At 41.4% G+C, this 23536-nt stretch carries 19 protein-coding genes and 1 pseudogene; 13 read left to right on the top strand and 7 right to left on the bottom strand.

Annotated elements, in window-relative coordinates:
* The first annotated feature begins 112 nt into the window (after positions 1-112).
* The 8 genes from dnaX to O3617_RS07795 all read left to right on the top strand — a co-directional run bounded on the left by dnaX (position 113) and on the right by O3617_RS07795 (position 9301).
* Positions 113-2506: a DNA polymerase III subunit gamma/tau gene (dnaX, locus tag O3617_RS07830; RefSeq protein ID WP_371449453.1), complete on the top strand. Its 2394-nt coding sequence runs from the start codon at positions 113-115 to the stop codon at positions 2504-2506.
* Between the two features lie 65 nt (positions 2507-2571).
* Positions 2572-2901 carry a YbaB/EbfC family nucleoid-associated protein gene (locus tag O3617_RS07825; protein ID WP_156717596.1) on the top strand — a complete coding sequence of 110 codons (330 nt, stop codon included), beginning with the start codon at positions 2572-2574 and terminating at the stop codon, positions 2899-2901.
* Positions 2902-3498: a recombination mediator RecR gene (recR, locus tag O3617_RS07820; protein WP_005384103.1), complete on the top strand. Its 597-nt coding sequence runs from the start codon at positions 2902-2904 to the stop codon at positions 3496-3498.
* A gap of 1 nt (position 3499) precedes the next feature.
* Complete coding sequence (locus O3617_RS07815; protein WP_371449452.1) at positions 3500-3760, top strand: hypothetical protein; 261 nt, start codon at positions 3500-3502, stop codon at positions 3758-3760.
* A 17-nt stretch (positions 3761-3777) separates the two neighbouring features.
* A complete protein-coding gene (locus O3617_RS07810) occupies positions 3778-6363 on the top strand; it encodes a 3'-5' exonuclease (RefSeq protein WP_371449451.1) in 2586 nt (861 codons plus the stop codon).
* Complete coding sequence (locus O3617_RS07805; protein ID WP_371449450.1) at positions 6363-7370, top strand: RluA family pseudouridine synthase; 1008 nt, start codon at positions 6363-6365, stop codon at positions 7368-7370. The genes O3617_RS07810 and O3617_RS07805 overlap by 1 nt, the downstream gene beginning before the upstream one ends.
* Positions 7371-7587: 217 nt before the next feature.
* On the top strand, positions 7588-8712 hold the full coding sequence (locus tag O3617_RS07800) for a cation diffusion facilitator family transporter (protein WP_371449449.1): 1125 nt from the start codon (positions 7588-7590) through the stop codon (positions 8710-8712).
* Between the two features lie 22 nt (positions 8713-8734).
* Positions 8735-9301 (top strand): immunity protein YezG family protein, encoded by a 567-nt coding sequence (locus O3617_RS07795; protein WP_371449448.1) that lies wholly within the window; start codon positions 8735-8737, stop codon positions 9299-9301.
* Positions 9302-9348: 47 nt separating this feature from the next.
* Here the strand turns inward: O3617_RS07795 and O3617_RS07790 are convergent, their stop codons facing one another.
* Positions 9349-10794, bottom strand: coding sequence for an amino acid permease (locus tag O3617_RS07790; protein WP_005377297.1), 1446 nt, complete (start codon positions 10792-10794; stop codon positions 9349-9351).
* A gap of 286 nt (positions 10795-11080) precedes the next feature.
* Between O3617_RS07790 and O3617_RS07785 the strand changes: the two genes are divergently transcribed.
* Entirely contained in the window at positions 11081-11593 is a 513-nt protein-coding gene (locus tag O3617_RS07785; RefSeq protein ID WP_371449447.1) for a pyridoxamine 5'-phosphate oxidase family protein, read from the top strand.
* Between the two features lie 987 nt (positions 11594-12580).
* Positions 12581-13427 (top strand): annotated as a pseudogene (locus O3617_RS07780) (hypothetical protein).
* A 65-nt stretch (positions 13428-13492) separates the two neighbouring features.
* Here the strand turns inward: O3617_RS07780 and O3617_RS07775 are convergent.
* The gene (locus O3617_RS07775; RefSeq protein WP_371449446.1) at positions 13493-14860 is read right to left on the bottom strand and encodes an NCS2 family permease; all 1368 of its coding nucleotides are present in this window, start codon (positions 14858-14860) and stop codon (positions 13493-13495) included.
* A 145-nt stretch (positions 14861-15005) separates the two neighbouring features.
* Here O3617_RS07775 and O3617_RS07770 point away from each other — a divergent pair, with 145 nt between their 5' ends.
* The 3 genes from O3617_RS07770 (at position 15006) to aroD (ending at position 17613) form a co-directional block, all read left to right on the top strand.
* Complete coding sequence (locus tag O3617_RS07770; protein WP_295226998.1) at positions 15006-15425, top strand: Rrf2 family transcriptional regulator; 420 nt, start codon at positions 15006-15008, stop codon at positions 15423-15425.
* A gap of 93 nt (positions 15426-15518) precedes the next feature.
* A complete protein-coding gene (locus O3617_RS07765; protein WP_371449445.1) occupies positions 15519-16751 on the top strand; it encodes an MFS transporter in 1233 nt (410 codons plus the stop codon).
* A gap of 67 nt (positions 16752-16818) precedes the next feature.
* A complete protein-coding gene (gene aroD / locus O3617_RS07760; RefSeq protein WP_371449444.1) occupies positions 16819-17613 on the top strand; it encodes a type I 3-dehydroquinate dehydratase in 795 nt (264 codons plus the stop codon).
* Between the two features lie 33 nt (positions 17614-17646).
* Here aroD and O3617_RS07755 read toward each other — a convergent pair whose 3' ends face one another.
* From O3617_RS07755 to aroB, 5 genes are all read right to left on the bottom strand, one after another.
* Positions 17647-18882 (bottom strand): shikimate kinase, encoded by a 1236-nt coding sequence (locus O3617_RS07755; protein WP_371449443.1) that lies wholly within the window; start codon positions 18880-18882, stop codon positions 17647-17649.
* Between the two features lie 65 nt (positions 18883-18947).
* Positions 18948-20087: a bifunctional chorismate mutase/prephenate dehydratase gene (locus O3617_RS07750; RefSeq protein ID WP_105083662.1), complete on the bottom strand. Its 1140-nt coding sequence runs from the start codon at positions 20085-20087 to the stop codon at positions 18948-18950.
* Entirely contained in the window at positions 20074-21168 is a 1095-nt protein-coding gene (gene aroC, locus O3617_RS07745) for a chorismate synthase (protein ID WP_371449442.1), read from the bottom strand. The genes O3617_RS07750 and aroC overlap by 14 nt, the downstream gene beginning before the upstream one ends.
* Positions 21158-22426, bottom strand: a complete 1269-nt coding sequence (aroA, locus tag O3617_RS07740) for a 3-phosphoshikimate 1-carboxyvinyltransferase (RefSeq protein ID WP_371449441.1) — start codon at positions 22424-22426, stop codon at positions 21158-21160. Before aroA ends, aroC begins: the two co-directional genes overlap by 11 nt.
* A gap of 19 nt (positions 22427-22445) precedes the next feature.
* Positions 22446-23498 (bottom strand): 3-dehydroquinate synthase, encoded by a 1053-nt coding sequence (aroB, locus tag O3617_RS07735; protein WP_371449440.1) that lies wholly within the window; start codon positions 23496-23498, stop codon positions 22446-22448.
* Between the last annotated feature and the right edge of the window lie 38 nt (positions 23499-23536).

Here is a 23536-nt window from a genome sequence, read left to right as displayed (position 1 = left end):
GGCATGGATTATACGCATAGAGGACGTGAAAGGACGCCCTCTTTTTTGCGTAATATGGTATAATAAAGTATTGCTAAATACGGACTATTAACAGGGAAAAGGGGGTGTTCCGATGGCATATATGGCGCTATATCGTAAATATCGTCCTCAGACATTTACCGATGTGGTTGGACAACATCAAGTGTCGGATACATTAATGCGAGCCATTCGCGAGGATAAGGTGGCCCATGCGTATTTGTTTGCTGGCCCTCGTGGGACAGGTAAGACGAGTATGGCGAAGATTTTTGCTCGTGCCATTAATTGCGAATATGGCCCTACGGATCATCCTTGTAATGAATGTAGCGTATGTAAATCGATTTTGAGTGGTCAGTCTATGGACGTCCTCGAAATTGATGCGGCGTCGAACCGCGGTATCGATGAAATTCGTGCCTTACGTGAAAGCGTAAAATTTATGCCTGTAGAGGGGCGTAAAAAGGTATTTATTATCGACGAAGCTCATATGCTTACCAATGAAGCGTGGAATGCTCTATTAAAGACAATAGAGGAACCACCAGATCATGTCATGTTCATCTTTGCCACCACTGAGATTGAAAAATTGCCTGTTACCATCGTATCTCGTTGTCAACGATATACCTTTAGGCGCATTACGTCTGATGATATTGCACAGCGTTTACAATATGTAGCGGACAAAGAAGGCTTTGCCTTAGAGGATAATGCAGCACGGCTCATCGCAGTTCATGCGGATGGGGGCTTGCGCGATGCATTAAGTATTCTCGATCAATGTGTGGGCATGGCTAGTGGCGAAATTACTCCGGCCGTTGTAGAAGAACTCATTGGTCTTGTGAGTAAGGATTGGATTATCAAATTCCTATCCGCCTTGCACAATGGAGATGGCCCAGCCGTATTGAAATATATTCAAGAAGCGCTCAGTGAAGGTCGTGATGGGACTCAAATCATGGAGGCTCTAACACAACACTTACGAGCTCTATTGATTGCAAAGGTAGCACCTGATGCGGAGGAATTAAAGGTATATGATTCATTCCGTACTGCTTTCTTAGAACAAGCAGAAGCTATAGATTTTGGAACCATTAATCAATATATTAAACAACTGCAATCCATTATGAATGATGCAAAACAAGTAGATAATCCGCGTACAGTTATTGAAATGGGATTGCTCGTATTATGTGCAGGTGTATCAAAGGCTAATGCGGATGTAGAAGAGCGCTTATCCGCCTTGGAACATGCAGAGCGAGAATCTCGTGACGGGCTTTTTAACCGATTGGCTAAGTTGGAACAACAAGGTCCACTGATGGGGGGGCCATCTATTAATTTTGTGGCAACACCTAATGCATCAAGGTCAAATGTGGTAGACGATGATTTCATTCCACCGCCTATGGAGGAATATGAATCAGTTACCATTCATGAGGTACCAACAAATTATAGGCCTTCACCTACTGTAGCGGAATCGAAGCCTAGCTCCAGTACACAAACGGCTGCTACAGGTTTGACACCTCCGCCAGTGGCTGGAACTGTACCACCGCCTATGAATGGTGTTGGTATGACGCCACCACCCATGACTAGTTTAGGTGTAACACCACCTAATGCGAGTGCATCTCGAACAGCGGAAAAAGCAGGGCGGAAAAAGAATACCGGTATTAGTCACGTAGCAGTTATTGGTGAAACCATGGTGGACTCTGGGGAATATAGAACCATTCAGAGTACTGTGATAAAATATCTAAAGGACAGCGATAAGGGATTAGCATATAATATCATTGGTCAAGGCCAAGTTATTTATGTGGATCGTGAAAAAGCAGTTGTGGCTTTTAAAAAGGGAATATCTCTAACGCTGGCTACTAATGAGGCAAATCGAAATGAAATTGCACTGGCATTCCAGTATGCGTTGGGCTATGCGGTGTCTTTAGAGATTGTCGATATAGAAACCGATGTCTATAAAGAATATATGATAGCTAGTGGTGCACGGTCCAATCGGGCTGTACCACCGAAAAAATCACAACTCGCACACGTTGTAGAGGCTCCGCCACCACCAGTAGAATCAGATTTGCTGGATAGTGGTGAAACTACAGCGTCTACACCTAGCGAAAATGACACTGTACATAATGAGGTGAAATCTAAAGAGCCTATAAGCTCTGACGCACGAAATGATGCCAAACAAGCTGCGTTAGCGGCTCTTAAAGCAAGAGGTATAAACCCTCCTAGCAGTAAAGACGATTCCGATACACTTAAATCAAAATCAGTTATACATGATGATGGCGGTATACCTGTTATGAGTCTTGATGGGACGCAGGTGATGACCGATGATGGGGAAGTTATCAATCGGCCCATGGATAGCGGCGCCACCGTGGAGGTAGAAGCCATCCCAAAGCGTGAATACCAGTGGGACCCAGACCATATTGGTGTTGAAGAACAACAAAACCCACTGTTGGCTAAAACATTAGAGAAACTTTCAGAAGACCATGACATTTATGTAGAGGTCATAGAAGAGTAAATTATATTATTTGTTAGTTAGATTATTTTGAAGGGACTTTCACAGTCCTATAAGGAGGAAATACAATGTTCGGTAAAGGTATGGGCAATATGGCAGGCATGATGAAAAAAGTTCAAAAAATGCAAGCTGATATGCAAAAAATGCAAGAAGAGTTAAAAACTCGCACAGTAGAAGCATCCGTAGGTGGCGGTGCCGTTACTGTTGTTATGAATGGCGAAAAGATGATTGAATCTTTGAAATTGAACCCTTCTGCAGTTGATCCTGAAGATGTGGAAATGCTTGAAGATTTGGTGATGGCTGCTGTTAATGAAGCAAGCAAAAAGGTAGATGACCTATTGTCTCAAGAAATGGGCAAGGTAACAGGTGGTCTTAATTTGCCAACAGGTTTATTCTAAATGACAAACGCATTAGAACGGCTCGTAGAACAGTTGCGCAGATTGCCAGGCATCGGATCAAAATCTGCCCGTCGCTTGGCGTACCATCTTGTGGAAATGCCTCAAGAAGAGGTGGACCGATTGGTCAATACTATTGTTGAAGCCAAAGGGGCAACCCGCCATTGTTCTATCTGTTTTAATTTATCTGCACAAGACCCTTGTGAGTTTTGCTCTAATCCTAATCGGGATCAAACCACGATTATGGTGGTTGAAACGTCTCGTGATGTTATCGCCATTGAACGCAGTGGTGATTATAAGGGGCTCTACCATGTCTTAGAGGGGGCGTTGTCACCTTTAGAGGGCATCGGTGCCGAAGATATTCGCGTTAAAGAGCTGATTGCTCGTTTGCGTGATGGTGTCGTACAAGAGGTTATTCTCGCAACGGATCCCGATGTAGAAGGAGAAGCGACGGCTTTGTATTTGGCACGTTTACTAGCGCCGACCGGCATTAAGGTAACGCGTATTGCCCGTGGTGTTCCTGTAGGTGGCGATATCGAATATGCCGATGAATTAACCTTGGGCGGTGCCGTTGTAAACCGTCAGGAGATGAAAGGATAATATGAACGTATTACTCGCGCCATTATTGGCGGCGCCTATGACTGATGCGATTATATCTGTATTTGTCATTGTTATCGCCTTAAAACTTGCTTTTTTCACAATTAAAAAGGTAGCTTTAAATGTGGTGTTAGGCATTGTAACATATCTAGTATGTGTTCATGTCTTACATATACCGATGGATATTGGCTTTGGTGTATGGGCCTTGACCATATTATTGGGGCCAATACCGATGGCACTGGCCGCTTTATACTACGGCTTATAATATAAGGAGAGGATATTATGGTTATCAATAGCGAGCAACAACGCGTCATCGATGAACTAGATAGAAATATCCTCTTGTTGGCGTCCGCTGGGACGGGAAAAACGAATACACTGGCTTATCGAGTGGCCCATATTATTGAAAGTGGTCGCTGCGAGGCGCATCAGATCTTGTGCATGACCTTTACAAATAAGGCGGCGCAGGAGATGAAGTCGCGCATCGAATCCCTCGTTGGCCAACCTGCAAAGGCTGTGGAGATTAGTACATTCCACAGCTTTTGTTTTTACGTTCTTCAACAAGAGGGCAAACGAGATGAGTCGCTCTATACAGATGTGACCATATTTGATGAAGAGGATTGTAAAGAACTATATTTGCCGTATAAACCAAAGAATATGCGAGATGTGAATTTTGCTAGTCTCATCAGTGTGGTAAAGGAACATCGTTCTATCTATGAATTCTATTCTGATTCGATGATAGATGATTATAAACGAACGATACAACGTTTAGAGCAAGACCAATCTAAACAAATAGAAAAACTATTTTACAACTATAATGCTCTTGCTACTGATGAATTAGCTGATTTTTGGGCTCATGGTCACGAATGGATTGCCCGTTATGATGAAAGCTTACAATCAGTTCACGGCGTAGATTTTACTGATTTAATCTGTGGTGTGCACCGATTATTTCAAAATCCTGATATTCGAGAGCGCTGGCGTAGTCGCTATCAATATATTTCCGTCGATGAAATGCAAGATACGGGCTCATTAGAGTATAAGGTTATGGAAATGCTATGGAAAGGCAATCACGTTCTCTTGTGTGGCGACTATTTCCAAACCATCTACGAATGGCGCGGCTCAGATCCATTCCGATTGCTCGAAGCATTTACCAGAGATTTTAATCCTCTAAAAATTATATTCTATAAAAACTATCGCTCTAATCGTACCTTGTTTACAATGGCTTTTAAAACATTGCAGAACATGTTTCCTCAACTCGTTGGAACTGTGTACGATGAAATGCCAGAGGCTAACAGTGCTAGTGATGGGGCACCTATCCTTGTGAAAGGTTGTCGCAACGAATATACGGAATCTAAATTTATCTATGACCGAATCTGTGCACTTCCTAAGGATGCTTCTGTCGGCGTGTTGGTTCGCGATAACCGCAAGGCGCAACGTTTAAGTGAACAGTTTGAACGATATAATCAAGACAAGTCAGAATCTGAATGTCGTCCGTTCATGATTATTGATGAATATAAATTCTTCCGCCGTCAGGAGATTAAGGATATCATGGCATACTTTAAGCTCTTGATGAATCCTAATGATGCGGTCAGTGCGAAGCGCATCATCAAACGCTATGTATCGGGCATTGGGGACGCGAGGATTCGAGATATTGAAAGTCCTAAGAATCGCAGTGTAGGGCTAAAGTTAACGGATTTTATGGATATGCCTATCTTTGAATCTGAGCCATATGCTAAATTAGTAGCTGGTCTTGAGGCGGGTGATGTCGTAGTATACGACGTGGAAAGCACCGGCACAGATACGACAGAGGACCGCATTATCCAAATCGCGGCGATGCGCATTGATAAAGATGGTAATGAAATAGAACGGTTTGAACGGTTTATCAATCCTGGTAAATCAGTGGGCACATCTCAACTCGTACATGGTTTTACGGATGCATATTTAGCAGAGCATGGTGAAAGCCCAAAAGTCGTATTAGAGGCTTTCAAAGAATTTTCTAACAATCGTATTATTGTAGGTCATAATGTAAATTACGATATTAGCATTTTAAGTCATGAATTAGCGCGTCATAATTTAGGTGAACCTCACTTTAAGGCTGTATATGATACACTAGATATCTTTAGACGGTTCTATCCTACGCTGGAGAATCACAAGTTAGGATTTTTATCGAATCATTTTCCAATTAATCATACGCCTACCCATAATGCGATGGATGATATTATCGCTACAGGCCAGTTGTTAATCTATGCGGTTCATGAAAATATTGTGCCCACAACGACGGATCGCATGGTTGCTATTAATCAATATAAGGCGGCTTTCACAACGATTGCGTCCCAAATGGCGACCTTGAGAAGAAAGATGCATACCGATAATCCTACGGAGTTATTGGCCTATATTATGAATCAAATGGGCGTACTAGACTATTATAAGAGTCATGCTGAAATGGCTAAGGTTGAACATATACGAGATCTGTATCGTATTATGGAATCATTAGATAAGGAATATGAAGGCACGACGGGATTAGCTAGACTCAATCATATTCTTCAATTGGCTGCCTTGACGGCCGGTGAGCCACAACAGATGAGTAAACAATCTAAGATACCGATTATTACGGTTCACCAAGCAAAGGGTAGTGAGTTTGACCATGTATTTTTGGCGGGTATGAATCAAGGGACATTCCCTAGTTTTATGTCCTTACGAGAAGGAAACGAAGATGAGGAAAAACGCTTGTTCTATGTGGCGATTACAAGGCCAAAACAGGAGCTGGTTATTACCTATACCAATGAATCACAACGCGGCCAAGGCACAGCACCAAGTACATTCCTAGATTATATGCCACGAGATCCAAAACTCGTAGAAAGGAGTATGTAATGGTACGAAAAACGCATAGACCAGATGATATTCTTTGGTCAGTTACTACACAGGATATAGAATCCGTACAACATGCAACTACAGATGCTATAACATTAGGGCAACTGCTAGATACTAAATATCCTAGAAAAGCGATGGTAAAGCTATTTGATGAAAAGTTAATCCATGTAAATGGTCATAAGGCAACACCTCATACAGAGGTTGTCGTAGATGATGAAATTTGGATTGCCATGGCTAAAGAAAAAATCGACCACGATCCAATTGCAATGGATTTACATATTCTCTATGAAGATGATGATTTGCTCATCGTGGATAAGCCTGCCGGTGTTACGGTAAATTCAAAGAATCAAGTATCCCTTGCTAATGGCATCGCCCACTATTTTAAAGAACATAGCATTAAGAGAAAAATTCGCTTTTTAAATCGTCTTGATCGTGATACCACAGGATGTATAGTGATTGCTAAAAGTGGTTTAGCCCAAAGTTTATATCAACAACAAATGGACGATAACACCTTTGAGAAATGGTATATGGCAATCGTTGAAGGCATTGTTGAAGCAGATTCGGATTCGTTGGTGTTTCCTATGGATAGAAGTATTGATGGCATTCATTACGAAGTAAATTCTAAGGGGAAAGAAACACGGACTGATTTTACCGTTTTACACCGCTATCCGAATGGGATTGTGGATAACTCTGTGCATAACCTACAAAATATTGTGGATATATCCCATAAAAATGTGGACAGCACAGTGAATACTGTGGATAAACAAGGTGTAATTGTGGATAATTCTGTGCATAACTTAGGAAATCAGCCATGTACAGTAGTGGCAGTTCGCTTATATACGGGAAAAACACATCAAATCCGAGTGGCTTTCAGTCATATAGGTCATCCTTTGTTAGGGGATACATTGTATGGGGCAAAATTTACGGGAGAACCATTTGCACTACGCGCAATGAAGGTTGTTTTTACACACATGCGTTCTGGAGACCGTATAACTGTTCAAGCTTAACCAGAATGGGCATTCAGTAATAGAATGAGTTCTAAAATATATAAAAGTTTCTAATTGAGAAATGAGAATGACTGATAAGTTCAGTAAAATCAATGGATTTCATAAAGATATATCGAAAAATATCGTGACAAATGATAATCCATAAGCTATAATACAAATAGACGTAAATATGTATGTGATTCATTAAGTACATATATTGTGTAAGAGGTGTAATAGTATGATTTTACAAGAAAATAGCGTAGAACGTAATCGAGGCATTACGCTCGCCAGCATTAAGGGGATTATAGGCAATGTGGTGCTTGTCATCTTTAAAATGATAATAGGATTAGCATCGAATTCCATCGCCATAATCCTTGATGCGGTAAATAACTTAACAGACGTTCTTTCGTCGGTATTGACAATTGCCGGTACAAAACTGGCCGCAAAAGGAGCCGATAAGGAACATCCATTTGGACATGGCCGTATAGAATATATGACCACTATGGCTATTGCTTTCATCATTCTCGGTGCAGGCGTTGGGTCCCTTAAGGAGTCGATAGATAAAATTCTTCATCCAGAGGTATCCACATTTGATATTCCAAGTCTTGCTATTATCGCCGTTGCCATCGTCGTAAAGGTTGTGATGGGCCGATACATTAAGTCGCAAGGTGAGAAATATAAATCTGATGCCCTTGTAGCCTCTGGTATTGATGCCCTTTTTGATGCGGTGATTACCTTTGCTACATTGGTGTCTGCAGGCTTAGTATATTTCCTTAATGTAGATATTCAAGGCTATGTAGGGGCTCTAATTTCTCTATTAATTTTGAAAGCAGCCTACGAGATTTTACGGGATATGTATAATCATTTGCTTGGTGTTCGTGCCGATGACAATCTCATCCGAAATATTAAGGAAACCATTGCACAACATCCAAATGTAGGTGGTGTATATGACTTAGTGCTAAATAGCTATGGACCAGGTGAAGTGATTGGTTCTGTTCATATTTCGTTGCCAGATACGATGACAGTAGGCGAGGTCCATCCTTTAACTAAGGGAATTGCAGTTCATCTTTATAAAAAGTTTGGCATTAATATGACTGTCGGCGTATACGCGGAAAATCAACCAAGCGTAGAGGTTCTTGAAATCAAAAAAGCGCTTGATCAAGTTATAAGCTTATACACCAATGTAGTTCAAATCCATGCTTTCTACGTACGAGAAGATAAAAAGATTATCTATTATGATATTATCTTTAACTTTGACGAAGAAGATCCACATCGTACATTAGAAAAGATTAAGGCAGAACTTCATAACCGTTATCCAGATTATACACAATTTGCTATTGTGGATACGGATTTTAGTAACTAATTTTATATAAAGAGTAACCGATATGAATAAATTTATGTTATCCACATTAGCAGTTATGACTGCGGTTAGTATTTGTGGCATGCAACCAGTAGATGCTAAACAAGTTAAACCAGACCCAACCACGACTATGCTTCAAATGCCGATGAATGATGAAATCTCGGTAGGGAATGGTACTACAAAAGAAATCAATAAACAAACACAAACATTAGTGAATAATGTGGCCGTGTCTACTAAGTCGATGATTAAAAAGAACTGGAAAACCATATATATTAAGGCTATGCCATCTGAAAATATAGTTAGATTCTATTATACGGATATGATGGGTCAAGCTTATAGTGGTCAAACTATTAAAAATACTGGTTTATCTAAGGGAAAATATAGGGCAGGAGCATTACGTCAGGCTCAGGCGTTGCAGGATTTGTATATGTATCTACAACAAACGAATCAGGAAATTCCTTCTTCTATAGATATTATTGTTACCAGTCAAGGTCGTCGGATTCGAACCATTATGAATTACGATGAAAATATAGGCGATAGTTCAATCTATCAACAACAGTATGAACAAATTAATTTTCCAAATTTAAAATAGTTTGGATATAGTGAAAGCCCCTACCTCGGCGAGGTAGGGGCTTTGTGTTAAATTACATAATCATCGTGATCATCTGTTGTTTGTTTTTTAGCTTGTTTTTTAGCACCTGCTAGGTCTAATAGTTCTTCTTCAAGTGTATCTTCATCCCCTGTATTGAGCATGGAATAGAAGGCCCATAAGATAATAAACCAAACTGGTGTAAAGAATAAGGCAACTCTTGTGTCATCATTCAAGGCCAAGATAATAAGAATGAAAGCAAAGAACGCAAGAATTAAATAGTTCATCACTGGATATAGAGGCATTTTAAATTTAGATTTTGCCGCTAATTCAGAATTTTTTTTGCGATATTTTAAATGGCAAATAACCATGATAGCCCAGATAAAGATGAAGCAGAATGTAGAGATAGATGTAATCATAACGAAGACTGCTTCTGGCATTACATAGTTAAGTACAACTGTAATAAGTAGTACGGCAGCAGAGAAAATAGTCGCTTGGTATGGCACGCTGCTGTGTGTTAAGCGGCGCATTGATTTAGGTGCATGACCGCGTTTAGCAAGGGCATAAATCATACGACCTGTACTAAAAATACCAGAATTTGTGGCGGATGCGGCAGAGGTAAGCACAACAAAGTTGACGATACCTGCTGCGGCCGTAATACCAACGGCTGTAAATACGGCCACAAATGGGCTGGCTGCAGGGTTAACGGCTGTCCATGGGTAAATACTCATGATGATGGCCAAGGAACCAATGTAGAATAAAATAATACGCAATGGAATATTATTGATGGCCATTGGAATAACCTTTTCAGGGTTTTCAGTTTCACCTGCGGTCAACCCTACAAGTTCAATGCCTGTGAACGCAAATACGACCATTTGGAAGGATAGAATAAAGCCCATTGTTCCATTCGGAAACCATCCGCCGTAATTCCATAAATTACTAAAGGCCGCCGCTACACCCGCATCGGTACTAAACCCAGAGAAAATCATGATTAAGCCGATGATGATAAGGGACACAATGGCAATGACCTTAATCATGGCAAACCAAAATTCCATTTCCCCAAAGTGCTTTACAGCTGTTAAATTCATAAGCAACAAGGCTATTAAGACGACGAGGGCTGGTACCCATTGGGGAAGCCATGGTATCCAGTATTGCATATACAGTCCGACGGCCGTTAAATCGGCCATGGCTAGTGATAGCCAACAGAACCAATATGTCCATCCTGTGATGAACGCAGCGCGATCACCTAGATAATCTTCTACAAAATCGATAAAGGAATGATGATTAAGATTAGATAATAATAATTCCCCTAACGCTCTCATTACAAAGAAACAAATAAGACCAGTTATGAGATAAGCAAAAAGAATGGATGGACCTGCCAAATGGATGGCCCGACCGGAACCTAAGAATAAGCCTGTACCAATGGCACCGCCGATGGCAAGCAACTGTACGTGGCGATTCTTAAGGCCCCGTTCTAACTGATTCGTATCAGACATAGTAAAGACCTCTTTTCTACAAACTACCTATAAATACAAAAAGCCATGGATGACCATAACTTTCATAATCTATAGAATATATAAAACTATTTTCTTATCATACAGTATCTATTATAAAAAGTCAAATGTATTTTTACAGTAGACATATCGTGCAAATAGTATTATTAATATACGAATAAAAGAAAGAGTATTCATACTTTTAAAAGCATACTATGCGTTAAAAGGTTTTCAAAATTTGCTATAATAATTGACAGATTATCTTTTACGTAAAATCGTGGAGGTCATTATGAGACGACAAGATCGAAGAATTACAGATATAGAAGAAATTAAGAGCATTTTAAATAGCACTCGCATCATTCACCTAGGCATGATGGATGGTGATTACCCTTATGTAGTGCCCCTACATTTTGGATATGAATTTATAGATAAGGTACTTTATATCTATGTTCATGGACATCATGAGGGAAAGAAGTTTGATTTGATTAAAGCAAATCCTCATGTATTTATTGAAATTGATGGCAGTGATGAGGCCCTTGTTTCCGGTGGAGATATTCCTTGTGCATATAGTTCAGTTTATTCTAGTGTTATGGGACGAGGAGAGGCTATCTACTTAGAGTCTATTGAAGAAAAGGCTCATGGTCTACAAGTGTTGATGAACCATCAAACAAATCGTGAATTTACTTTTACGGAAGCTATGGTAAACTCTGTGGGCGTCGTTCAAATTAAAGTGGTCGCCTATACCGCAAAGAGACGAAGACAGCTTGAGGAAGATATTATTATGCCTCCCTTAACTAAATAATGATTCGACATCCTATTGAACTCTATTATGATATAGAGCTTACTAGGATGTTTTTTTTATCGGACTCGTAAATCCTAGAGAAATTATTGCCTTATAACTATGCATGCAAAAATGGAAAGATAAAAGTTCTATGAAGTAGCTAGAGCTACAGAATCGGTTTCTCGATTTTGATATAAATAAGAAAATATATCATTATATGTGAGAACTATATTATAAATTTTTATAATAGGAGGGAACATGAAGAAACCTATGGGTAAGTCAATTTTTGCTGCCATCGCTATGGGACTACTATCTATAAGCTATGCATCAGCAGATACTGTTAATCAGTCTGTATCTAATAATAATACTGAGGTCGCATTTGATTCTAAAACTATTACCAAAAATGTGGATAATGCTTCTGCCATTATACAAAAACCAAGAACGCAATTAGTAGGCTGGCCTTTGATGACTCAAGATGGTGCTCGTAACTTTAAGGGAATCGTAGAGGCTGCTGAGAAACTGCCATATGAGGCTGAGGTACCTAGTTATATACCTTTTGGATATCAGCTGTATACAGCGCGTCACGATCGAAATGATGTACTAGAGGTTGTATATTACCAAAAAGGAGCGCCAATCTATCAGGATGGGAAAAAATTTATTACTAATGCTATGGCCTATCGAATGGGCTATTCCGTGGATACCGTAAGAGATACAGCGTACATTCCAGCTGAATATAAAGATTTTGAATGGTCTAAACAAGGTGAATCTGGTGAGGTATATTATACAGGTAATCCAGCAGCACAACTAATCCGTAGTATTACGTGGACAAAGGATGGCATGGCGTACTCCTTATTGTTCTTAGAACCTGTGAAAGCAGCTGATGCTGAATTCTATAAGGAACATATCGTGCCTGTTAAAAGTATAGATAGCTCACGCTATGAACTATTAGGAAACTATCCGATTACGAAGACTTCTACTAAAACAATTGATGAATATAATAAAGAACTTATGGAACGTTATCGCTGGTATGATCAACTTGATAATGGTGATATAGTACATCATAATGTTGACGCAAGTACAAATGATTTTGGCTATGATTTACAAATTCCATCTTATATGCCTAAAGACTATGCAGTACGCGATGTAAAGGCCAAGGACCATGATGTATTAGAAATCGTTTATACAGAAACGGGCCGTAATGGAGAATATGGTCCAAAATTAACCTTCTCTAATACAGATATTGTATATCGCATGGGGTGGGCTATTGATACCGTAGTAAAGCCTATATTGGAAAAGACAAAATACAATGCTAAGGATGCAGTTAGCTTTACTACCCCTAATGGAATCTCTGTACATACATTAAGTTCTAGTAAAGACGCTATTCAAATTGCTTATTGGGAAAAAGATAATAAAGTGTATATGCTCTACTTTGCTTCTTTAAGAACCCAAGACTATGTAAGTAAAATTGTAGATTCAGTAGGGTCATTAAGTAACGTGGCTTCTGATGATACTCGATTACGTGGTGACCGCAATGATAAGCAACATGTTGAAGAAAACGATGCGAAAAACGTTAAACAAAATGATGAGCCTGATTGGCCTCATTATGAAACAATCGGATTGCCATGGCGTACAGTGAACTGACGCTACCCCAACTGGTGATGTGCACTATACCGGTGATGTAGATAAGGACTTAGTACGCAGTGTTACGTGGTACAAGGATAATATGGCGTATTTCTTGTTCTTCCAAGTGCCTGTGAAAGCATCTGAAGCAGAGTTTTATAAAGATCATGTAGTGCCGTTAAAAAATATCGATTTTAGTCGTACAGATTTAATCGGTTTAAAAACGATTCGTTAATAAAAAAGAATCTATCCCTAAAGATATTAGTAAAATATCTAGGAGATAGATTCTTTATGTATTAATTAGAAGAATACGTAGCGGATGATTACAAGTACCGCTAATACGTACATAATCCAGTTAACTTCTCTTGCACGACCTGCAATGATTTTGAGTAGAGGGTATGCAATAAGACCTGCAGAGATACCGTTTGCAATGCTGTATGTGAACGGCATCAAAACGATAACGAGGAATGCAGGGAAGCCTTCTGTCCAATCGTCGAAGTCGATATTGCGGATAGCACCTAACATGAGGGCACCAACGATGATAAGAACAGGAGATGTGGCTGCATTTGGCACCAAGGATACCAATGGAGCTAAGAACAAGCAGATTAGGAATAACACGCCTGTTGTAACAGCTGTTAAGCCTGTACGGCCACCAGCACCTACACCTGCTGCACTTTCAACAAAGGCAGTAATCGTAGATGTACCGAGCAATGCACCCGCACTAACACCGATAGCATCGACAGTCATCGCTTTACCAAGGCCAGGGAATTTACCAGTCTTAGGATCCGCAATTTTTGCCTCTGTAGCAGTACCAATCAAAGTCCCCATAGAGTCGAATAATTCTACGAAGGTGAAGGAGAAGATAATGGTAATTATGCCCATATGAAAAGCACTAGGAATATCTAATTGAAGGAATGCTGTCTTAGAGAAATCAGGCACTGCTAGTACAGTGAAGTTCTCAGGCATTGTAGATAGTCCTGTTACATAGGACACAATTGTTGTTACCAACACACCAATCAAGAGAGACCCTTGAATCTTACGAGCCATCAATAGAGCTGTAAAGATGAGGCTGAATAGGGCCAACAATGTTTCGCCACTGTGCAAGTTACCTAGTGTTAACAATGCTTCAGATGCTGGAGGTACTAGATTACCATGTGTTTGTACAACTTGGCCTAAGGAGTTAGGAGATAAGCTGATGGAAATCGCCATTAAACCGGATAGTTTTAAACCGATAATGGAGATAAATAGCCCAATACCAACGGTAATAGCGACTTTCATAGAAGCCGGTATACCTACAACGATCATTTGTCGTATTGATGTCAGCGTTAAGACGAGGAATACGAGACCGGAAATGAACACCGCACCTAGTGCCGTTTGCCATGATACGCCCATACCGAGAACTACGGTAAAGGAATAAAAGGCTAAGAGGCCAACCCCTGGAGCCAGTGCGATTGGATAGTTAACAAATAAACCCATAGCAATCGTTACGAGGCCACCACCTAAAGCTGTAGCGATGAGGACGGCATCCTTGTCCATGCCAGCAAGACTCAAGATGTTTGGCGCCAAAAATAGGATGTACGCCATCGTGATAAACGTGGTAATACCTGCTAAAATCTCGGTTTTAACGGAGGTACCTCGTTCATTGAGTTTAAATAGTTTATCTAACATTAGATAAATCCTCCCTGTATGAAATTATAAATCATATCAAATAAAAATATTTCGATATACCTATAGTGTATCATATTTCCCACCATTTTTTGTATGAATTTATGTTATACTATACATATATTGTGAATGACTTAGAGGTTAACTTATGAAAATATCTACAAAAGGGCGGTATGCCTTGCGAATCCTTGCGGATATTGCAGAACACGGAACGGAGAAAAATGTACCAATCCGTGAAATCGCAGAACGCCAAGGGTTTTCAGATAAATACTTAGAAGGAATTGTATCTCGTTTATCCGCTGCGGGCCTCGTAAAAAGTGGGCGTGGTAAATACGGTGGATATCGATTGGTCAAAGATCCTGCTGAATATAATGTATATGAAATCTTATATGCTGCAGAGGACTCTATTGCTCTCGTATCCTGTTTAGAGGATGACGTAGAGCCATGTCCTATGTTTAATGATTGTTTGACTGCTCCACTATGGCAGTATTTACAAGATGAGTTCCGCCATGTAATGGAGCGCGTTTCCTTGCAAGATGTAATGGACCACAAGTTTCCAGCGGAATAATTGAGAGAGTCGCGTTTTATATGCGACTCTTCTTTATATAATTTTGTAAAAGCATATGTTTATACACGTTTATATGTGGAAAGAAGGCGAAAGATGAGTACAATCGCAGATGATACTCGTGGTGGCATGCGAAATGTATGGATTATTACGGCTGCCATGACTGTATTAGCTATATGTTACACCATGATTATTCCTTTTTTGCCTATATATCTTTTGGAATTAGGTGTCCCAAAAGCCGATGTAGCCCTTTGGTCAGGTCTTGTTTTTGGGATTACATTCCTCATTGCGGGGATTATGGCTCCGATTTGGGGTAAAATCGCCGATAATAAAGGGAAAAAACGGATGGCTTTGCGTGCTGGCTTTGGCATTGCTGTCTGTTATGTATTAATTGGTTTAGTTACAGACCAATATCAACTACTCATGGGGCGTGCGCTCGTTGGCTTTGCTAATGGGTTCTATCCCGCGGCAATGACTATGGTATCCCTTAGTGTCGATGAGAAACAGGTTGGTCGAGCTCTAGGTATCTTCCAGACGGGGCTTATCTTAGGGAATGTCATCGGTCCATTTTTAGGTGGTGCTGTTGAAAGTGTAGTAGGGATGCGTCCCGTATTCTATGTATCTGGCGTCGCTGTACTTATTGCGACATTGGCTGTATTGTTCTTTGTGAAAGAACCAAAATTACATGCTATAGGTGCCGATGGAAAAGAACAGCCGCCACAACCTACCAAATCTACATCCTTACGTGAGGACTTTAAAGCCGTACAACAACAGCCTGTATTAGTACGATTACTTTGGATTTTCTTCTTCATGCAATGTGTCATCATGATGCTACAGCCTATCTTGGCCCTTTATGTGGGGAATATGCAAGGCACCATGGAAGGGGCTGCCATTATTTCAGGTACTATCTTAAGTATCGGCGGTTTAGCAGGATCCTTAACGACTAATCTATGGGTTCGCCTTGGTGAACGTCGTGGTTATTTTAAGACCATTTCCTACTGTATGATGGGTAGTGGTATCGTTCTATTGCTGCAAAGCTTACCAGTGGGTATATGGTGGTTTGGTGTTTTACAGGTTCTAATTGGTTCATGTATTGTAGGGATTAACCCATCATTGAGTGCAGCGGTAACTCTTAATACAGATCCAAGCTTTAGAGGTCGTATGTTTGGTATGACGACGACTGCTCAACAATTTGGTTCTATGGTAGGCCCTGTATTTGCTAGTATTGTATCAACCTATGTGGGCATATCCTACGTATTTAGTATTACTGGATTGTTATTGTTGTATATGGGCTTTCAGTCTAGAAAATTATCTAAAAAACATGAATAGCACTATGATGAGTCATAGATAGTATTAAGGGAATCATTTGTTTCGTATGATATGCAAAGGAGTTGTTATGGTCCGTATCGGTCAAACTGTACTTGGAGAAAAGGGTACAAAGATATGTGTGCCTATTGTGGGCACAACGATGAAAGAAATTCTAGATGCTACTGCGGTGGCAGGCAATACACCTTGTGATGTGGTGGAGCTACGCATTGACTATTACGAACGAGCTCATTCCATTGATGCTATTATTGAACTATTGATGCTCATGAAACCCCAATTAAAAGGTCGTGGGCTGCTGTTTACATGGCGCACGAAGGGGGAGGGGGGCGAGAAATCTATCTCCTCACAAGATTACTTTACAATGTTAGAACGCCTTATCCCAACGGGCTTGGTAGATGCTATCGATATTGAGTTATTCTTTGATCAAGATAGAATGCTCAAAACTATAGAATTCGCTAAGGTTCATGGTGTAACAATCGTCATGAGCAACCATGATTTTAATGGTACACCAAGTAGAGATGTCATTGTAAATCGACTCATTCAGATGAAAGGATTTTTAGCGGATGTGCCAAAGATAGCCGTTATGCCTCATACAACAGGCGATGTTCTTACACTACTAGAGGCAACGGCTGAAGTGAAAGCCTTATATCCATCAGAACCAATCATTACGATGGCTATGGGCCCATTAGGCGCTATTACACGTGCTTCAGGAGCTTTATTTGGCAACGCTATGACCTTTGCTTCAGCGGGCAAAGCATCGGCACCAGGCCAAATCGATGTACATGAACTAAAGCGCATCTTAGATACCCTTGATGTAGATGGTATATTTGATGAACAACAACATAAACGCATAAAAGTACATTAAAAAAGTCGGCGAGAGCCGACTTTTTTATATAGTTTATAGTAAATTTGCTTCGAAGTCTTCTAGTATTGTTGCCACTGTTTCTGGTGCATTGCGATGGTGTTCCACGATGGATTGTGCAAAGTTTTCATACATTGGTGTACGAATTTCTTCGAGTTCGCGTAAACGGTCTAGACCACCACTAGAGAGAACACGACCAGAGGTGGATAGGTTTTCTATCGGTTGCGTTAATTGGTAGATACGACCATTTTGGCGTAGGTGTGCGTAGTTTTTAGGCACTGTCACACAGCCGCCACCAGTGGAGATAACAAGGCCCGTTTGAGTACCGAGTTTTGCAATCATTTCTGCTTCTTTTTCACGGAATGCTGGTTCCCCTTGTTCCGTAATATAGGTGGAAATATTACCAATTTCTTTTTCTAGCTCTTGATCTACATCAACGCAGGTGCGGCCCATTTCTTCGCCAAGAGCTTTGCCTACTGTTGTTTTGCCTACACCAGGCATGCCGACGAGGATGATGTTTTCTTTTTCACGACGCATATCGCGCAAGATTTGCTCAATTTCCTCTATACCAAAGCTTTCACCTTGGAAATGGTTAGCAGCCTCAACGCCTTGAGCTACGAGGAATGGCAAGCCATCACAATGTGGAATTTCCATCATTTCTGCTTGTAACAGCAAAATGGTACGGCGTGGATTGTAGATAAGATCTACAACGCCCTCCAATTTAGAGAATTGCGTAATATCGATGAGGTTAGCCGGGTTATGAGGATACATACCAATCGGCGTGCAGTTAATAATAATCTGTGCTGTTTCGTAGTAATTAGGTGCATCACCGTAGAATGGAGCTGTTTTACGAGATAGATGTGTGATACTCTTAGCGTTTAAATCTTCAAGTGCAACATGAACCGTTGCGGAAGATGCACCATCACCAAGGATGAGACATTCCTTGCCAGCTACATCGATACCTGCATGTTGTAGGGTGAATACGAAACCATCGTAGTCTGTATTATAGCCGTGCCATTTACCGTCCTTGCGAACCATCGTATTCACACAGCCGATGCGTTCCGCGCGAGGATCCACAACATCACAAGCTTCAAGGGCATTTACCTTGTAAGGAATAGTAATGTTGATACCTTGTAGTTCTTGATCAGCGAAGAACTCTTGCAACTGGCTCGGTTCGCGTTCAAATAATTCATAATTTGTATTCCCTAATGCACTGTGAATGCGAGGGGAGAAGCTATGGCCCAATGTGCGGCCAAGTAAACCAAATTTCATAGGACCTCCTAGGTCAATATACATAGAATGGCTAATAGGCTCGTACCTATTAGCCATTTGGAATATTAGTTTTCAGGGTAATTACCGAGCAAGCGGAATTTATCTTGCGATGTATGAAGCTCTGCTAAAACGGATAATACCTTAGGATCTGCTAAGGATGCTTCTAAGTCGAGGTAGAACAAGAACTCAAAGTTATGTCCTACGATAGGTCGAGACTCGAGTTTTGTAAGGTTAACGCCGATATTAGCAAACTTGGTAAGCAATGTACCGAGACCACCTGGCGCATGGCTTGCTGTGGTTACCACAGAGATTTTATTAGCCCCTGGATACACATGGAAGTCCTTGCTGATGCAGATAAAGCGCGTATAGTTGTTGTCGCTATTTTGGATGTTGCGCATCAATGGAGACAAGTTGTATAAGTCCGCACATTGAGGTGCGGCGATAGCGGCTACACCTGGATCATCACTGGCTGCTACGAGCTGTGCCGCACGAGCTGTGTTATCAAAGGAACGTAACTCTACACCTTCTAATTTTTCCAAGAAGTGGCTACATTGGCCCAACGCTTGAGGGTGAGAGATGATAGTATGAATATCTTCTAGTTTTGTGCCCTTTTTCACGAGTAAATCGTGAGAAATCCAAAGGCGTGTACCACGTACGATATAGCATTTACGTTCTTCTAGAAGGTCATACACTTCTTTTACAGAACCATTGGAGCTGTTTTCGATAGGTAATACGCCAAATTGACATTCACCGGATTCCACAGCGTCGAATACAGCGCGGAAGCCTGTTACGTAGTGAATTTGGCTGAGTGGTAATAATTTATCACATGCCACTTGCGCATTGCTGCCGAACACGCCAGCACAAGCTACGCTGCCTCGTTGTGGAGGTAAGGTAGGGGATTGCTCAATGGCCTTTTTCATTTTTACGGTAAATTCGTTGTCTTGGAATAATTGCTCAGACTGATATGTACGGCTCAAACTGAATAATGCCTCGAAGAAACGGCGTGCATATAGGTCGAGGTCTGGACCTGCATCCTTTGTGACCTTGTCGAGAATATCACGCTCCCGTTTAGCATCGTAAATAGCTTTATTCATTTCTTTTTTCGCTGCCGCTACATCCTTGGAGAGTTCCATGCGCTCTTTAAATAGGGCGAGCATTTGGTCGTTTATGTCGTTAATTTTAACGCGTACTTCATCTAAGTTCATGGTCAATATCTCCTAAGAAATCAAGAATAACGAGGGCTGTTACGGCTTCGATAACAGGTAGTGCACGAAGCGCCACACATGGGTCGTGACGACCTTGAATGGTGAGCAATGTGTCCTCTTTTTGTGAAAGCGATACAGAATGTTGTTCTTTATAAATCGATGGTGTCGGCTTGATGCCTACTTGCATAACGAGTGGTAAACCATTGGTAATACCCCCTTGGATACCACCGCTATTATTAGTAGTTGTTGTAATCTTGTCACCGTTCATGGTGAAAGCATCATTCACTTCGGAACCAAGTTTTGCACACATGTCAAAACCGCCGCCGAAGGATACGCCTTTAATGGCAGGTACACCAAAGATAACGCGAGCTAGTCGGTTTTCGATTCCGTCGAAGTTAGGATTACCAAGACCAATAGGTAGACCTGTAGCAACGACCTCCACAATACCGCCTGTAGAGTCGCCATCCTTTTTGAGCTGCATTACAAGGTTTTCAACTTCACTGCGTTTTTCTGGATCAACCATAGCGATTGGCTCTGTAGCAATGTTAGCAAGTGCTTTCATATCTGGATGCACCATGTCGATAGGCGCATCTTGGATTGTACCCACTTGTTTTAAATGGCCATGGATTTCGATTCCTTTTTCACGTAATAGTTGAAGGGCGATGCCACCAGCTACGCAAAGCGGTGCGGTAAGGCGTGCTGAAAAATGGCCGCCACCACGCATATCTACCTTGTCGCCGTAGCGCATGCGCGCTGTAAAGTCCGCATGAGATGGGCGAGGGATGTCGCGTAAGTTATTATAATCGCTAGAATGCTGCGATGTATTACGAATCATAAATGCCAATGGGGAACCACTGAGCATGCCGTCTACCATACCGGCTAAAAACTCAGGTACATCAGCTTCCTTACGTTGTGTTGTTAATTGATTTTGTCCTGGCGCACGACGATTTAAGAACGCTTGTAATTCATCAGTGTCGATGGTATGACCACATGGTAGGCCTTCTACAATGCCTCCAATAGCATATCCATGAGAGGCGCCAAAGGTAGATACTTGTATAGTTTTACCGAAATTAGATGCCATGAGCATCACCTCCTAATAAGTTCCAGTCCTCGAAGAAATCTGGATAGGATTTTGTGATCGATTCGCTATCTTTTAAGGTAACAGGATTTTCACTGATGAGTGCCATTAATGTGCCGGCCATAACGAGGCGATGGTCATTTACGCAATCACCTTGTCCACCTTTAAGTATACCACTACTAATGATGTATAGGTCATCGCCTTCTTCACGCACTGTACCGCCTAAGTCTCTTACGAGATTAGCAACGGCTACGAGACGATCGGATTCTTTTAAGCGTAGGCGAGCACCCTTAACAAAGGAGCTTTCACCAGAAATAGAGCACGCGAGGGCTGCCATAACAGGCAACATATCAGGCATTTGCTCGAGGTCTGCATGAATCGGTTTAGAAGCACGACCAGTGACAGTTACATTCATGCCATCCCAAACAACATCACATCCAGCATCAATCATAACTTGCGTGATGCGTCGGTCTGCTTGTACAGAGTTTTTGTTCATACCAGTAATCGTAATTGGTTTGCCTGTCATACCAGCCGCCACCATCCAGATTGCTGCATTAGACCAATCGCCTTCGATTTGGTAATGATCTCGACCGATGAAGGATGCACCAAATGGAACTGTGAAAGCCTCGTTGATGTTTGTGTCAGGTAACGTATGCTCTACCTCCACGCCAAAATCACGCACGGTTTCCGTCGTTAATGTTACATAATCACTAGATTGTAGTGGGGTAGTAGAGGTAATGGTAGATAAGCCGATTTGAGGGGCTGCCAACAATAATCCAGAGAAGAATTGGCTACTCACATCGCCTACCATGGAGAAATTACCGCCTTGAAGACGACCTGTCATAGTGAATGGCGGTTTATCTTGAGAGAATGTTACACCATGAGCTTTCATTTCGCTGAGCATAGGTTCTAGCGGGCGATCTGGTAAACGACCCTTTGCATCTACATCAACATCATTACAAATAGAGGCTGCTACCGGCAATAAAAGGCGTAATGTAGTGCCTGATTCGTGAGGTACTACATTGCCCTTCGTTGGCGCAGGGCCAGGAGTAACGGTAATAACTTTATTTTCATATATTACGTGAGCACCTAAGCCTCGCAAGGAGTCCATTGTTGCATCGATATCCTTAGAGGTGCGGCTCAATAATATAGTAGAGGGCGAGCTAGCAAGGGCTGCACAAATCAATGCGCGGTGTGCATGGGCCTTTGCTGGAATGGACGCAATCGTCCCTGTAGGGATGGCGTTTGTTACGGAATGCATAGAAATCTCCTTTTACGTCTTAGTCTAAATAGGTGGCAAGCTCTTCGTGGGTTACAACCTTGAGTTCACTATGACCATAACTAGTAGGAACTACAATTTTAATAGTAGCGCCTTCGCTTTTCTTATCGTGCTTAGCAGCGGCTAGGATTTCTTCCTTTGTTACAGTCGTTGTAGTTGGCAAATCGTGGGCTTTGATGAGGAATTTTAATTTATCTAAAGCCTCAACATCTAGTTCTCCATGTTTTACTGCACCTTGTGCCATGAGTACCATGCCAATAGTAACTGCATAACCATGATGAACCTCAAAGTGACTGGCCTTTTCGATGCCATGACCAAAGGTATGGCCTAAATTTAAGAGGGCGCGAACGCCAGATTCGCGTTCGTCTTGCTCTACGATATCTGCCTTTGCTTGTACGCATCGCGCAATGACAGCACTAACGCTATCGCGGTGTGTTATCAATGGCTTATTTTCTAGCTGAGTTAATAAACCTGGTACATCGAGGAAACCATATTTGATGATTTCGCCGCACCCATTTTTCCATTCCATGTCCGGCAATGTATTAAGCGTTTCCGGATCACAGAGAACAAGAATAGGTTGTTTGAAAGCACCCCACAGGTTTTTACCGGCTTCAAGATTGACTGCTGTTTTACCACCTACAGAGGAGTCTACCGCTGCTAATAGAGAGGTTGGTACCTGTACATAGTCAATGCCACGTAAATAGGTGGCCGCTGCAAAGCCTGCCATATCACCTACGACGCCACCGCCAAGAGCGATGAGAAGGTCCTTGCGTGTTAACGATTGAGCTGCCATATATTCCACTAAATCGATGAGTTGATGAGCGTTTTTTGAGCTTTCACCAGCAGGGAAAACATAATCACAAACCGTATAACCCGCATGCTCCATATTCGCTTTCACAGAACTCAAATAGTGCGATGCTACATTGCTGTCGCTGACGATGATAACACGACAATTTGATTTTAATGGTTTTATATAATCGCTGATGCGTTGTAAAGAACCGTTTTCGATGACGACGTCATACGGCGTGGATGCGTTAATATGGATGCGAGTCATAATAATTCCTTTCTTAAACGAATAAGCTAGTATCTATT

The organism is Veillonella sp. 27098_8_77 (assembly GCF_041431535.1).
Classification (GTDB): Bacteria; Bacillota; Negativicutes; order Veillonellales; family Veillonellaceae; genus Veillonella.
Note: the sequence above shows the minus strand (reverse complement) of the source record. Positions and strands in the feature narration are given on the sequence as shown.